The 13720-nt window shown below is 68.2% G+C and carries 13 protein-coding genes and 1 pseudogene; 8 read left to right on the plus strand and 6 right to left on the minus strand.

Annotated features, from left to right (window positions below; translation table 11 throughout):
• Nucleotides 1-395, minus strand: a pseudogene (locus VFG33_RS25440) (hypothetical protein); the annotation flags it as partial.
• A gap of 32 nt (nucleotides 396-427) precedes the next feature.
• Nucleotides 428-1186: a methyltransferase domain-containing protein gene (locus VFG33_RS25445; RefSeq protein WP_325055470.1), complete on the minus strand. Its 759-nt coding sequence runs from the start codon at nucleotides 1184-1186 to the stop codon at nucleotides 428-430.
• Nucleotides 1187-1283: 97 nt separating this feature from the next.
• Between VFG33_RS25445 and VFG33_RS25450 the strand changes: the two genes are divergently transcribed.
• The 5 genes from VFG33_RS25450 to VFG33_RS25470 all read left to right on the plus strand — a co-directional run bounded on the left by VFG33_RS25450 (nucleotide 1284) and on the right by VFG33_RS25470 (nucleotide 4160).
• On the plus strand, nucleotides 1284-1463 hold the full coding sequence (locus VFG33_RS25450; protein WP_325055471.1) for a hypothetical protein: 180 nt from the start codon (nucleotides 1284-1286) through the stop codon (nucleotides 1461-1463).
• A gap of 65 nt (nucleotides 1464-1528) precedes the next feature.
• Nucleotides 1529-1780, plus strand: coding sequence for a phosphopantetheine-binding protein (locus tag VFG33_RS25455; protein ID WP_184801737.1), 252 nt, complete (start codon nucleotides 1529-1531; stop codon nucleotides 1778-1780).
• Nucleotides 1777-3045 carry an AMP-binding protein gene (locus tag VFG33_RS25460; protein ID WP_325055472.1) on the plus strand — a complete coding sequence of 423 codons (1269 nt, stop codon included), beginning with the start codon at nucleotides 1777-1779 and terminating at the stop codon, nucleotides 3043-3045. The genes VFG33_RS25455 and VFG33_RS25460 overlap by 4 nt, the downstream gene beginning before the upstream one ends.
• Nucleotides 3038-3784 (plus strand): SDR family NAD(P)-dependent oxidoreductase, encoded by a 747-nt coding sequence (locus tag VFG33_RS25465; protein WP_325055473.1) that lies wholly within the window; start codon nucleotides 3038-3040, stop codon nucleotides 3782-3784. The genes VFG33_RS25460 and VFG33_RS25465 overlap by 8 nt, the downstream gene beginning before the upstream one ends.
• Nucleotides 3765-4160 carry a hypothetical protein gene (locus VFG33_RS25470; RefSeq protein WP_325055474.1) on the plus strand — a complete coding sequence of 132 codons (396 nt, stop codon included), beginning with the start codon at nucleotides 3765-3767 and terminating at the stop codon, nucleotides 4158-4160. Before VFG33_RS25465 ends, VFG33_RS25470 begins: the two co-directional genes overlap by 20 nt.
• On the opposite strand, the gene VFG33_RS25475 is transcribed toward VFG33_RS25470, so the two are convergent.
• Together VFG33_RS25475 and VFG33_RS25480 are read right to left on the minus strand one after the other, a co-directional pair.
• A complete protein-coding gene (locus VFG33_RS25475) occupies nucleotides 4147-5541 on the minus strand; it encodes an FAD-binding oxidoreductase (RefSeq protein ID WP_325055475.1) in 1395 nt (464 codons plus the stop codon). The genes VFG33_RS25470 and VFG33_RS25475 overlap by 14 nt on opposite strands.
• Nucleotides 5542-5652: 111 nt before the next feature.
• Nucleotides 5653-7044, minus strand: a complete 1392-nt coding sequence (locus VFG33_RS25480) for an FAD-binding oxidoreductase (RefSeq protein ID WP_325055476.1) — start codon at nucleotides 7042-7044, stop codon at nucleotides 5653-5655.
• Between the two features lie 172 nt (nucleotides 7045-7216).
• On the opposite strand from VFG33_RS25480, the gene VFG33_RS25485 reads away from it, so the two are divergent.
• Entirely contained in the window at nucleotides 7217-8626 is a 1410-nt protein-coding gene (locus VFG33_RS25485; RefSeq protein ID WP_325055477.1) for an MFS transporter, read from the plus strand.
• Nucleotides 8623-9555: a sigma-70 family RNA polymerase sigma factor gene (locus VFG33_RS25490; protein WP_325055478.1), complete on the plus strand. Its 933-nt coding sequence runs from the start codon at nucleotides 8623-8625 to the stop codon at nucleotides 9553-9555. The genes VFG33_RS25485 and VFG33_RS25490 overlap by 4 nt, the downstream gene beginning before the upstream one ends.
• Nucleotides 9556-9593: 38 nt before the next feature.
• On the opposite strand, the gene VFG33_RS25495 is transcribed toward VFG33_RS25490, so the two are convergent.
• Entirely contained in the window at nucleotides 9594-10187 is a 594-nt protein-coding gene (locus VFG33_RS25495) for a CGNR zinc finger domain-containing protein (RefSeq protein WP_325055479.1), read from the minus strand.
• 216 nt (nucleotides 10188-10403) lie between these two features.
• On the opposite strand from VFG33_RS25495, the gene VFG33_RS25500 reads away from it, so the two are divergent.
• Nucleotides 10404-11657: an MFS transporter gene (locus VFG33_RS25500; RefSeq protein ID WP_325055480.1), complete on the plus strand. Its 1254-nt coding sequence runs from the start codon at nucleotides 10404-10406 to the stop codon at nucleotides 11655-11657.
• Here the strand turns inward: VFG33_RS25500 and VFG33_RS25505 are convergent.
• Nucleotides 11636-13720 (minus strand): heavy metal translocating P-type ATPase (locus VFG33_RS25505; RefSeq protein ID WP_414672983.1); only part of this gene is annotated, 2085 nt, incomplete at its 5' end. The two genes, VFG33_RS25500 and VFG33_RS25505, sit on opposite strands and share 22 nt — an antisense overlap.

Below are 13720 nucleotides of genomic sequence, written 5' to 3' on the forward strand. Positions count from 1 at the left end.
CCCACCGAGACCATCACCCCGGCGACGGCCCACCAGGGAGTGATCCGCTCGACGGGCCGCTTGCGAGGCAGGGCAAGGAAGATGCCGAGTGCGAAGGCCGGCATCACCAAGGCGGCCAGCGGTACGTCGAGCCACCTTCCCAGTGGGTAGATCAGGGCCTCGCAGGCCACGCCGAACGTCGTACCGAGCACGGCGTCGACGGCGAACCAGCCGGTGCCGCCGGTGAGCCGCCGCCAGAACAACGTGCCGGGGACGGCGATCACGACCAGGAAGTAGGCGAGGTACGTCACGGGGATCCAGGCCGGAAGGGCCTGCAGTGCGACGAACCAGCCCAGCGGCAGGACGGGCAGGCTTGCCAGCGCGGCGACGCTCGCCGCGCGTCCTGGTCGGGTCATGACTGGCGAGAGTGCCGGCGACAGGGAAAAGTTCAGAGCGGGCGGCGGGCCACGGCTAGCAGCGAACCGCCGGCCGGGAAGTTCACTCCCGCCCGGACCAGGGCGCCTTCGAACCGCATCGCCGCGTAGCAGGCCTTGTTCAGCGGGGCCGCCATGTCGAGTTCCTCCTCGACGTTGCCGGCGTCCTTCTTGAGCAGTCGCGACGCCATCATCGCGGGCAGCAGCAGTGACACGAACGAGGCCACCCGGACCAGCTCGAAGCCGGCGTCGCGCAGTTCCCCGGCCAGCTCGCGGCGGGTGTAGCGCTTGACGTGGTGGGCTGCCACATCCGCCTCGCTCCACAGCCACTTGTGCTGCGGGACGGTGACCAGCAGCCCGCCACCGGGCTTCACTGCCTGGTACATGCCGGCCAGTACCGCGGGCGCGGCCTCGATGTGCTCGATCACGTCGAACGCGCCGACCACGTCGAACTCCGCGTCGTACGGGTTGGTGGTGGCGTCCAGCTGGGTGAGCTCGACACCGGACGGCATCCGGATCCGGGCCTTGGCCAGCCCCTCCTCGAACAGTTCGGTGCCGACCAGTCGCCAGTCCGGGTGGATCTGCCGGACCCGGTCGATCACGTAGCCGTTCCCACAGCCCAGTTCGAGGAACGAACGCGCGGACGGGAAGTGCTTGTCGAGCGCCCAGTTGATCAGGTCGCTGCGGCCGCGGAACCAGAAACTCTGCGCTTCCAGCTCGAACAGCTTGTCGAAGTGCCGTGGGTCGTATCCACCGGGAGACGGGGAGGTCATCGCCCGAATGTACCGGTCCGCCGAGCCGTTTACCTCCCCGCTCCCGGCGCTTACCCTGAGTAGGCGAACTCCTCCGGTCCTGTCACTGGGAGGCACCATGTCCGCCTTGCATATCGCCGGCCTGCCAGTAGAGGAGGTCCTGCTGGCCGCGGCCGCCGCGATCGCGCCTTTGATCGCACTGATCGGCTGGGAGATCAGAGACCGCATGAACCGCCTCCGCCGAGCCGTGCGCCGCGCCTCGACCCCGGAAGACCCGGTACCGGAGGAACGAGGGTGACCTGGACCACGGCCTCTCTGGAGGCGAATCGTCCAGCCACGCTCCAGCCGCTAGGCTCTGGGCTCATGAGTGAGTTGACGCGCGCCCAGATCCGGGACCTGATGGGCGAGGTGATGAAGGCGCAGGGCAAGGAACTGCCGGGCGACGACAGCGCCGATCTGCGGGAGATCGGCTTCCGTTCCCTGGACTTCTCCGAACTGGCCCTCCGGGTCGAGGACGAGATCGGTGACGAGCTGAACTTCGATGCTCCCGGACTGCGGCAGATCGCCAAGGTCGGCGACGTCCTGGACTTCATCGAGCAACTTCAGTCGGCGTGACCGCCCAGCGTCGTACGACCGCCTTGATCGGTGACGACAACCGCGTCGTCGTCGGTGGCAAGACGCTGACCTGGCGGACCCTGCACAAGCTGCCGCAGCTGCCCTCGCCGGCGGCTGTGCTGGTGGACAACGGCGCGGACGCGCTGGCGGCCGTCCGGCATCACGCTGTGCACGGCACCGAACTGCTGGTCGCCACCTCGTCCCGGGTCGACCTCGGCATGCGCGAGGAGCTGGGCGAGTCCGGCTTCGCCGTGGTGATCGCGAACGGTGACGAGCATTCCGTCACCCCCGCGAAGCTCAAGCGGGTGGAAGAGTCCGGCCGCGTCTGGCTGCTCACCTCCGGTTCGACCGGCCGGCCCAAGCGGATCGGCCACACCCTCGAGTCACTGACCACCGTCCGCGGCCAGCAGCAGCCGCGCACCTGGCTGGTCCCGTACTCCCCGGGCACGTACGCCTGGTGGCAGGTCATCACGATCTCGCTCACCCAGGCCGACCAGGGCCTGGTCGTGATCGAGCCGTCCGACCTGGAGACCTGGCCGATGATCGCCGCCGAGCACGGCGTCACCGCGGCCTCCGGTACGCCGACCTTCTGGCGCCAGACGATCTACCGCGACACCGAGGCACTCGCCAAGGTCCCGCTGGAGCAGATCACTCTCGGCGGCGAGCCCGTCGACCAGGCGATCCTGGACCGGCTGAAGGAGATCTTCCCGCAGGCCCGGATCTCCTGGATCTACGCGTCGTCCGAGGTAGGCGCGTCGATCGTCGTCCACGACGGCCTGGCGGGTTTCCCGAAGACCTGGCTGGACCGTGACCCCCAATCGGTGTCGGATCCTGAGTCGGAGCGGCCGATCCTGCACGTGGACGGCGACGAACTGGTGATCAGCTCGCCGCATCACGGTGCCGGCCTCGAAGGCGCGCACCGGACCGGCGACCGGGTCGAGTTCGTCGAAGACCGGGTGCTGATCACCGGTCGCCTGGACACCGACGAGATCAACGTCGGCGGCTCCAAGGTGTCCGCCGGCCTGGTCCGCAACGTGCTGATGGCCCACCCGGCCGTCGCCTGGGCCCGGGTGTTCGCCCGCAAGGCCCCGCTGGTCGGCCGGATGGTCGCGGCCGAGGTGGTCGCCGACCCGGACCTCGGACCGATCACCGACGCGGACCTGGTGCAGTGGTGCACGACCAGGCTGCCGGACTACGGCGTACCGCGCCGGATCCGCTTCCTGGACGAGATTCCCCAGAAGGAGACCCTGAAAAGCGATGTCTGAACCCACTCTGGTGCCGCCCTCGAAGGTGGTCCTCGTCTCCGGCGGTTCCCGCGGTCTCGGCCTGGCCATCGTCACCGACCTGATCGACTCGGGCGTCAAGGTGGCCGCGTTCGCGCGCACGGTGACGCCGGAAATGACCCAGCTGGCCGAGAAGTACCCGGACCAGGTGCACGTCGGGTCGGTCGACATCAACGACGAGAAGAGCGCTAAGGCCTTCGTCAAGGAGGTCGAGGGCAGGCTCGGCCCGATCGACGGCATCGTCAACAACGCCGCGGTCGGCCAGGACTCGCTGCACGTACACACCTCGGCCGAGCAGATCGCCAACATCATCCAGACGAACCTGACCGCGCCGCTGGTGCTGACCCGGTACGTGCTGCGCCGGATGATGGCCAAGGGCCTGAAGGGCCGGATCGTCAACGTCACCTCGATCTGCGCCCAGCGCGGCTACCCCGGCCTGGTCGCGTACTCCGCCACCAAGGGCGGCATGGACGCGGCGACCCGGTCGCTGGCCCGTGAGCTCGGCGGTCGCGTGCTCGCCAACTCGGTCGCGCCCGGCTTCTTCGCCTCGGAGATGTCCGCGGTGCTCGGCCAGACCCAGCTGGACCAGATCGTCCGCCGTACCCCGACCGGTCACCTGACCGAGCCGGAGGAGGTCGTGCCGGTGGTCCGGATGCTGCTGCTCGACAACACCAACATCAACGGCCAGGTCATCGTCATCGATGGTGCCGCCGGTATCTGACCTCCTCGCCTCGGCCCGGGACCACCTGAAGGTGGGCTCGGTCGAGGAGATGGCGGACGCCGTCACCCGGTCGCATCTGGCCGATTTCGGTTGCGTCGGCTGGTACGCCGAGCCGCCGCCCGGGTGGTCCGTCACGATCGACGCCGAGTACGCCGACCAGGCGATCCCGGAACCGCTGGCCCGCCGGTTCGGCGAGGAGCGGTTCTGGGAACGCTGGACCCGGGCGGAGTGTCTCTGCAAACTCGCCGACATCCCGATGCTGGCGTGGTGGCCGGCCCACGGACTCGAAGTACCGGCTGATTTCGACGGAGAGTGGCGGACCCTGGCGCTAGGCCCGCTCATCGTCTCCGTCGCTCTGGCCCCTAAGCGGGCTTGATGTTGGCGTTGCGATGGAAGATGTTGCCCGGGTCGTACTCGGCCTTGATCTTGGCCAGCCGGTCGTACTTCGCGCCGTACGAGACCTTGACCCGGTCGTCGTCGACCTCACCGATCGAGTTGACGTAGCTGCCGGTGCCGATCGCGTGCGGGACGAGCGCGTTCCAGTACGAGCGGGCCCAGGCCCGTTCGCCGGCGATCCCGTCGGGGGTCGGGCTGACGCCGACGATGAAGCTCGCGTACCGCGGTGACCGGCCGCCGCTGAAGGCGGTGGCGTCTTCGTCGACAGCGGAGTACGCGTTGTCCAGGCGGTAGAAGAGGTTCAGTGACAGCGGCGACTGCTTCCGCCCGAGGTAGTCGGTGATCACGGCGATCGCGTCGTCCGTCAGGTCCTCGAGGTACGCACCCTTCTCGTAGGTGTAGGCACCCCACGCGGTCGGTTCGTCGATCAGTTGCTGCACAGCGGTGTAGGGCATCGGCGCCGCGAAGTCGACCTGCGGCGGCAGGGCCGCGCGCAGCTTGTCGAGCACCTCGGCGTGCTGCTCGGCCGACCCGAACCCGGTGACGATCAGCGCATAGCCGGGCTGGAAGTGCAGGTGCTCGGGGACGAACGGCGCGGGCGGCGCGTTCAGGCCGCCGACCACGACGTTGATCTCGGGCGGCAGGGAAGGGATGACCTCGCGTGCGAGCTCGAGGACCTCGGCGCCGTGTGCCGGCTCCCAGAAGAGCATGCCGTAGTGAGCGATCGGTCCGACCTCGTGCAGCCGGAACTCGAATTCCGTGACGACACCGAAGTTGCCGCCGCCGCCGCGGAGGGCCCAGAAGAGGTCCGCGTTCTCGTCCTCGCTGGTGCGCACGATCCGCCCGTCGGCGACGACCACCTCGGCCGAGACCAGGTTGTCGATGCTGAGGCCGTGGAGTCGCGTCAGCCAGCCCATCCCGCCGCCGAGCGTGAGACCGCCGACGCCGGTGTGGCTGACCATGCCGGCCGGTACTGCGAGTCCGTGCGCCTGGGTGGCCGCGTCGAGATCCGCCAGCAGCGCGCCTCCGCCGACGCGGGCCGTCTTCGCCGCGGGATCCACGGTGACCTGGTTGAGCCGGCTGAGGTCGATCACGAGGCCGTCGTCCACAGCGGAGTCCCCGGCCACGCTGTGTGCCCCGCCGCGAACGGCGATCTCCAGGTCGTGCCGAACGGCGAAGGCGATCGCCGCCCGGACGTCCTCCGCGTCCTGGACGCGGGCGAGCACGGCAGGCCGCCGGTCGATCTCCGCATTCCATACCCGGCGGGCGTCGTCGTAGCCCTCGTCCGCGGGCCCGAAGACGGTGCCCCCGAAGGTCGTCCGCAGTTCGTCGATGATGCCGGTTCCGGCAGTTTGAGTCATGGTTTCCTCCCCGATGGTCCTGTCAACCCTAGGAGCGGTGATCCCGGGCGACAGCGTCCTTTCGGGCAGATCATGGTGCAGAGGCCTTCAGACAGCCTTAAAGCGCGGCGGTCAGGCGGGCCGGATGTTCGCGTTGCGGTGGAAGGCGTTGCCCGGGTCGTAGGTCGCCTTGATCTTGGCCAGCCGCCCGTACTTCGCCTCGCCGTACGACGCGCGAACCCGGTCGTCCTCGCTCTCTGCCATCGCATTGACGTAGCTGCCGATCCCGAGTGTGTGCGGCCGCAGCGCCTCCCAGAAGGAGCGCACCCAGGCTCGGTCCTGGACCAGCAACTCGGGTGTCGGGCAGACGGCCACCATGAACACCGCGTACCGCGGGGAGCGACCGCCGCCGAACGCCGTGTCGTCCTCGCCGACCTCCGAGTAGGCCTCGTCCAGTCGGTAGAACAGCGTGTTCGACAGGGGAGAGGACTTCAGCGGCACCTGGTCGGTGATCACCTTGATCGCGTCGTCCGACAGATCCTCGAGGTACGAACCCTTGTCGTAGCAATGGAATCCCCAGGCGTTGCCTTCGTCGATCGACTGCTGCAGCGCGACGTACGGCATCGGAGTGGTCAGCTCGAACAGCGGCGGCAGCGCCTCGCGGATCTGGGCCAGCACCTTCTCGTGCGTCTCGGGATCGCCGAAACCCACGACCAGCAAGGCGTATCCGGGCCGGTAGTGCAGTTCCTCGGGCACGAACGGCGCCGGCGGAGCGTTCAGGCAGGCGATCACCACGTTGAGTTCACGCGGCAGCGTGGGGATCAGGTCGCGCGCGATCCGGAACACCTCGGCGCCCTGGTCGAGACCCCAGAACTGCATCCCGTACTGGACGATCGGCCCGACCTCGTGCAGCCGGAACTCGAACTCCGTCACCACCCCGAAGTTCCCGCCGCCGCCCCGGACAGCCCAGAACAACTCGGGGTGCTCGTCCTCGGCCGCGCGCAGGATGCCGCCGTCGGCAGTGACGATCCGCACCGAGACGAGGTTATCGAGACTTAGCCCGGCCTGGCGGGTCAGCCAGCCCATCCCGCCGCCGAGCGTGAGACCGGCGACACCGGTGGTGCTGATCATGCCCGCGGGAACGGCCAGCCCAAGGGCCTGCGTGGCCGCATCGAGCTCGGCCAGCTTCGCACCTCCACCGACCCGGGCGCGCTTTGCCTCGGGGTCGACCGTCACCTGGTTGATCCGGCTGACGTCGATCATCAGCCCTTCGTCGACGACGGCCGCGCCAGACATGCTGTGCGCCCCGCCCCGGACGGAGATCTCCAGACCGCGCTCGCTGGCGTAGAGCACCGCCGCGCGAACGTCGGAGGCGCTCAAACACTGGGCGATCAGGGCCGGCCGACGGTCGATATCACCGTTCCACACCCGCCGCGCATCGTCGTACCGCGCATCATCCGGCCCGATCACCTCACCGCTGATCGCAGTCCGCAAATCGTCGACACCACTACTGATCTGTGTCACAAGCTCCCCTGAATCCATCGGTCGGCTAACTCTAGGTGACCGCACCGTCACCCTTCCTGCCCCTTCGGGCAGACCATCGCGTACACCGCCCGGACAGCGAAAACTCATCGAAGCGATGATTCCGGGCCTCCGCCGCTGTCAGTACCAGTGACAGCGAGCTTCTGGAGGAGCAGTGAGTAACGAAGGAACAACCGTCGGGCAGCGCTGGGTGCTGGCCCTGACTTCGATCGGCTCGGTGATGGTGGCGCTGGACGTGCTGGTCGTCGCCGCCGCGCTGACCACGATCCGGGCGGATCTCGGTGCCTCGATCGAGCAACTCGAGTGGACCGTGAACGCCTACAGCCTGAGCTTCGCGATGTTGTTGATGACGGCCGCCGCACTCGGCGACCGCTGGGGCCGGCGCCGGACGTTCGCCGCCGGTCTCGCACTCTTCACGTTGGCCTCGGTCGGCTGCGCGCTGGCGAGCTCTGTGCCGTGGCTGATCGCCGCCCGGACCGTCCAGGGCATCGGTGCCGCGATGGTGATGCCGCTGGCGATGGGTCTGCTCGGAGCAGCGTTCCCGCCCGAGCGCCGCGGCTGGGCGATCGGCATCTTCAGCGGCGTGACCGGACTCGCCGTACTGGGTGGCCCGATGATCGGCGGCGCCGTCACGGAAGGCCTTGCCTGGCAGTGGATCTTCTGGATCAACGTGCCCGTCGGCCTGGTAGCGATCCCGCTGGTACTTCGCAAGATCCCCGAGAGCCGGGGTGTCGTTCGTTCGCTGGACCTGGGTGGTTCGGCCCTGATCACCCTGTCGGTCCTCGGCCTCGTCTGGGGTGTGGTCCGTGGTGAGTCGGCCGGCTGGGCGAGTGGGGAGGTGGTCGGCTCGCTCGTCCTGGGAGTCCTTCTGTTGCTGGGATTCCTGGCCTGGGAGAATCGCGTCGGACAGCCGATGGTGCCGCTGGCGTTCTTCCGTGAGCGCGGCTTCTCGGCGGGTAACGCGGCTGCCTTCTTCCTGAACTCGGCGCTCCTCGGTGCGGTGTTCTTCCTCGCCCAGTTCATGCAGGCCGTGCTCGGCTCCGGGCCGCTCAAGGCCGGTCTGCAACTACTGCCGTGGACCGCCACACTCTTCCTCGTCGCACCCATTGCGGGCCGCCTGGTCGATCGGTACGGCGAGCGACCGTTCGTCGTGACCGGCCTGGCTCTCCAGGGTGCCGGGATGACCTGGATCGCGCTGATCGCCGAACCAGGCATGCGGTACTCCGAATTCGTGCTGCCGCTGATCGTTGCGGGCTGTGGTGTCTCGATGGCGATGCCGGCCACGCAGAGTGCGGCGATCGGGTCCCTGCCGCGTGAATCGGTCGGAATCGCGTCCGGGATCTTCGGGATGATGCGTCAGCTCGGTGGGGTTGCGGGAGTCGCCGTGGCGGCCGCGGTCTTCGCCAGCGCTGGGGGATACCAGTCCTTCAGTACGGGATTCACCCGGGCGATGGTCGTTTCCGGCGTACTGTCGTTGGCCGGAGCTCTTGCGGGGCTCGGGATCACCGCGCGACGGAGTACGGGCGAAGTGAAGGTTCCACAGGCGGTCGGGGAGATGCGATGAACCTCGAGGACGAGTTCGCGCAGTACCGGGGTGAGCTGGTCGCGCACTGCTACCGGATGCTCGGGTCGCTGCACGACGCCGAGGACTCGGTGCAGGAGACGTACCTCCGGGCGTGGAAGGGCTTCGGGGCGTTCCAGGGGCGTTCGTCGATCAAGACCTGGCTCTACCGGATCGCTACCAATGTCTGCCTGAATGCCTTGCAGCACAGCAGTCGCCGGATCGTCCCGTCGGCTCTAGGTGCTCCTGGCAACGACCCGGATGACCTGGAGGCGCAGGCGCTCGAGATCAGCTGGCTCGAGCCGTTCCCCGATCCTGCTCTGGTTGTGGGGGACCGGCAGAGTCTGCGGCTGGCGATGGTGGCCGCACTGCAGCACCTGCCGCCGCGGCAGCGCGCAGTACTGATCCTGCGTGACGTGCTGGTGTGGCAGGCGTCGGAGGTGGCGGAGCTGCTCGAGACCACGACTGCTGCGGTCAACAGTTCGCTGCAGCGCGCCCGGGCCGAGTTGGCCAAGCTCTCCCCGGCCGAGGATCAGCTCAGCGAACCAGACGAACCCGTACGCCGTGCGCTGCTCGACCAGTACTCCAAGGCGTTCGAACGAGCGGATTTCGTCGCGCTGGAAGGACTGTTGACTGAAGACACCCGATGGGAGATGCCACCGATCCCGACCTGGTTCGACGGGCGGGTGGATGTATTGCGCCTGCTGAGATCCAAGCTCCCGCTCGGCGAGGGCCAGCGACTGATGGTCGAGACAGCGGCGAACGGCCAGCCGGCGTTCGCGATGTACACCCGCGGCCACGACGGGCTGTTCCACGCACACTCGATCGAGGTACTGACGTTGACCAAGGCCGGCATCTCCGCGGTGCTGTCCTTCCACTTGCCGGCCCTCTTCTCAGCCTTCCGCCTACCGCTGAGCCGGACCGGTCGTTGATCGGGTATCTGCCGGGGTGCTGCGTCACCCCCGGGTGATCAGGTGTGCGTCGGCTGTTGGCGGGCGCGGTGGGCTGCGGCCTTGACCCGACTCTGGCACTGGGGTGAGCAGAAGCGGCGCTGACTGTTGCGTGAGGCATCGACGAAGACGCGATCGCACAGCGGCGCCGCGCACACCCCCAGCCGACCGGCAAGATCACTGCCGAGAGCAAGCGCGAGGCCGGCCGCACAACCGGCGGACCAGCCGTTGGCCAAGGTGTCATCAGCACCGTGAAAGTGCAGACTCCACCCCAGCTCACCGCTGTTGTCCAACTGCGGCCGGGCATTGGTATCCAGCAACAGCGCGTTGACCTCGGCCGCGGCCTGGTCGATCTCGGATCTGTGGACTGCTTCGAAGACTGCCCGCATCCTTGTCGCGACCTCCGCGAGTTGCTTGGCGTCAGCCGGCGTCACGTCCGGCCGTGGACGCCCGTCAGCGCTCAACGCGTCGGCAGTCGCCTCGACCTGCGCCGCACCTTCCGGAGCGGCATAGTCGACGCCTCCGAACTGCCCCGCCGTCAGCCGGTTCACAAGCTGAACCGCAGCCGCCAGCACGCTGAACACATGACTATCGAACGTCACTTGACTAGTCACAGATCCCTCTCTAAGGTCGACCGCAGCGTGACCAACCATACCGCTTTCACTAGTCACGCCGCCGCCAACCGGAGGAGACTCGCTTTGACCGCCAGGCCAGAAACCTCGCGCGCGTCAGATGCCCCGCCCGCACCGGGTGTCTCTCCTGAGCCGGGGACTGCCTTCAGGTCGGCGGGTTCGCCGTGGCGGGGCCTGTCGCCGACCGTGTGGATCCTGGTGGCGGCCCGCGCCGTGAATCGGCTCGGCGCTTTCACCCTGCCGTTCCTCGGGGTGATCCTGACCGTCGAGTACGGAGCGACGATCGCCGAGGTCGGGCTGATCCTCACGCTGTTCGGGGTGGCGACGGTCCCTTCCCGCATCTTCGGTGGGCACCTCGCCGATCGGCTCGGTCGTCGACACACCATCGTCCTGGGGCTGGTCGGCTGCGCGGTCGCCCAGAGCTGGATCGCACTCTCCGGGAGCAAGTTGTCCGTGATCCTGGCGGTCGGACTCCTCGGCCTCGTCTTCGAGATCTACGAACCGCCGAGCCAGGCGACCATCGCCGATGTCACTACCCCGGCGGACCGCCCAGCGGCGTACGGGCTGCTAGGCGCCGCGATGGCCGCCGCCGCTGTGGTCGCCGGCCTCCTCGCCGCCTGGCTGAGCGATTGGAACCTCCGCTGGCTCTTCGCCATCGACGCCATCACCTGCCTGACCTGCGCCCTGCTCATCGGACTCCTACTGCCTAACGGCATCCACCCGGCCATCCCGACGACCAAGAGCCCGCCACAGGTCAAGGCTGCCCCCAGCCCGCCCAGCCCGCCCAGCCCAACGCCCGTCCCGCTCCAGCCGGCGCCTACTTCGCCCGGGCCAACGGCCGACCCGCCGCGGCCCGCGGCCTGGCGCGATCGGCGGCTCTTGGTGCTGCTCGTTTCCGGCACCGCGTTCGCCACGCTCTACATGCAGCTCATCATCGGTCTGCCGCTCACGTTGCTCGAGCGCCGCCAACCCGCGTCCGGCATCGGCGTGATCCTCACCGTCTCGGCCCTGACCCTGATCGCCGGACAGCGACTCCTGCACACCCGCCGCCTCCGCGAACTCGGCGATTTCCGCGCCATGACGATCGGCTACCTCTTGCTCGGAGCCGGCCTGTTAGCCAACGGCTTTGCGCAGAACCTGCCTGCATTCCTCGTCGCAGCCGTGGTCTGGAGTCTCGGGGATCTGCTCCTCCTAGGCCGCTACTACACCCTGGTCTCCGCCCTCGCCCCCGACCACGCCCGCGGTCGCTACCTGGCCGTCTTCGGCATCAGCTGGGGCATCGCCACGACCATCGCGCCCCTGACCGCAACTCAACTCCTCTCAATCACTGGCCCAGTAGGCCTTTGGGCGACATGCGCCTTCGCCGCCCTTGTCTTGGCGCTCGCCCAGCCCTCGATCCGCCGCGTCGTGCAGGGCGAGGACCGGCGTCTTCAGCGGTCCGGGGTGAGGTGAAGTCTGCGGAGGGTTTGAGCGTTGAGGGCGACCACGATGGTCGACGCTGACATCAGGACAGCGCCGATCGCGGGGCTCAACGTGAAGCCGGCCCACGCGAATACGCCGGCCGCCAGCGGGATGGCGATCACGTTGTACCCGGCTGCCCAGGCGAGGTTCTGGATCATCTTGCGATACGACGCTTTGGACAGCCGGATCACCCCGGAAACCCCGCGGGGATCCGAGGAAGCCAGCACGACACCGGCCGACTCGATGGCAACGTCGGTACCCGCGCCGATCGCGATCCCGACATCGGCTCGCGCCAGCGCCGGTGCGTCGTTGACCCCGTCGCCGACCATCGCGACGGTCAGGCCGCGGCCCTGCAGTTCGGTGACTGCCTTGTCCTTGTCGGCGGGAAGTACCTCGGCGAACACCTCGTCCACCCCGGGCCTGAACCCCAGGTCCGCGGCGACTGCCTCGGCGACCGGTTTCGCGTCGCCGGTGATCATCACAAGCTTGGCGATGCCGATCGCCCGGAGCTGCTCGACCGCTTCGCGTGCCTCCGGCCGAACTTCGTCCTCCAACGCGACAGCGCCGATTGCAGTCCCCGAACCGTTGCTAACAGCAAGTAGATAGAGAACCGCGGCGCCTCGCTCGGACCACTCTCTCTCGTGTTCCGTCAGCTCGGCCGGGACCTTGGCATCCAGTTCCCGGAGCAACGCGGGTCCACCCACGGCGTACGTCGTACCGTCGACCGTTGCCTGAACGCCGCGCCCGGTCAACGACTTGAAGTCGGTCGCCGTCGCACGACCGTTCGCCGCGTCGGCCGCGGTGACGATCGCCCGGGCGAGCGGGTGCTCGCTGTCGGCTTCAACAGCACCCGCGATACGCAGTACCTGGTCTTCCTCGAGGCCGGCGCCGGCAACGCCGGTCACGACGTGCTCGCCCTTGGTCAGCGTGCCGGTCTTGTCGAAGAGCACCGCGTCCACAGTCCGCATGCGCTCGAGCGCGAGCCGATCCTTGACCAGGATGCCCGCCTTGGCCGCGACCGCGGTCGACAGCGCGATCACCAGCGGGATGGCCAGTCCGAGGGCGTGAGGGCAGGCGATCACCAAGACGGTGACGGTACGCACGACCGCTTCGCTCAGCGTCCCGAAGATCCACCAGGCTACGAAGGTCACCAGGGCTGCGGCCGTGGCGATGTAGAAGAGCATCGCGGCGAACCGATCGGCCAGTACCTGCGCACGTCCGCTGGACTCCTGGGCCTCGGCGACGAGTCGCTGGATGCCCGCCAGAGCGGTGTCGTCGCCGACGGCGTTGATCCGCACGCGGATCGCGGAGTCGGTCGCGACCGTACCCGCGACCACGCGATCCCCAGCGGCCTTCGACACCGGCCGCGATTCACCGGTGATCATGGATTCGTCCAGTTCGGCGGCGCCCTCGACGATCTCGCCATCAGCTGGGACCCGGGCCCCAGACCGCACCAGTACTACGTTCCCGACGTGCAGGTCGGCGACCGGGACCGTCTCGACACCGTCGTCGGTCACGCGCTCAGCATCGTCGGGAAGCAGTGCCGCCAACGCAGCCAGAGCACCCTGCGCTTGGCCGATCGCCTTCATCTCCTGCCAATGGCCGAGCAGCATGATGGTGACCAGTGCAGCCAGTTCCCACCAGAAGTCGAGGTCGAACGCTCCGAGGCTGGTCGCCATCGACGCGACGTACGCGACGGTGATCGCCATCGAGATCAGCAGCATCATCCCCGGCGCGCGATCGCGAGCCTCGCGAACCCCGCCAACCAGGAACGGCCAGCCGCCGTAGAAGAACACGAAGGTGCCGAGCACCGGCCCGACCCAGCTCATCCCGGTGAAGTCCAGCGAGTAGCCGAACCAGTCCATCACCATCTCGCTCGTCACCACGATCGGGATGGTGAGAACGAAGCTCAGCCAGAACTTCTTCCGAAACATCTCCGGGTCATGCCCCGCATGCTTGTCATGCCCACCGTGCTGCTCGTGGCCGGAATGTTGATCATGCCCACCGCGCTGCTCGTGGCCGGAATGTTGATCATGCCCACCGTGCTGCTCATG

It is taken from the genome of Kribbella sp. (genome assembly GCF_035687465.1).
Taxonomy (GTDB): Bacteria; Actinomycetota; Actinomycetes; order Propionibacteriales; family Kribbellaceae; genus Kribbella.

Excerpts from the sequence above, each read along its gene's own strand:
- VFG33_RS25475 (WP_325055475.1), bottom strand. The coding sequence starts at position 5,541 with ATGACTCAAACTGCCGGAACCGGCATCATCGACGAACTGCGGACGACC.
- VFG33_RS25455 (WP_184801737.1), top strand. The coding sequence starts at position 1,529 with ATGAGTGAGTTGACGCGCGCCCAGATCCGGGACCTGATGGGCGAGGTG.
- VFG33_RS25445 (WP_325055470.1), bottom strand. The coding sequence starts at position 1,186 with ATGACCTCCCCGTCTCCCGGTGGATACGACCCACGGCACTTCGACAAG.
- VFG33_RS25465 (WP_325055473.1), top strand. The coding sequence starts at position 3,038 with ATGTCTGAACCCACTCTGGTGCCGCCCTCGAAGGTGGTCCTCGTCTCC.
- VFG33_RS25450 (WP_325055471.1), top strand. The coding sequence starts at position 1,284 with ATGTCCGCCTTGCATATCGCCGGCCTGCCAGTAGAGGAGGTCCTGCTG.
- VFG33_RS25490 (WP_325055478.1), top strand. The coding sequence starts at position 8,623 with ATGAACCTCGAGGACGAGTTCGCGCAGTACCGGGGTGAGCTGGTCGCG.
- VFG33_RS25470 (WP_325055474.1), top strand. The coding sequence starts at position 3,765 with ATGGTGCCGCCGGTATCTGACCTCCTCGCCTCGGCCCGGGACCACCTG.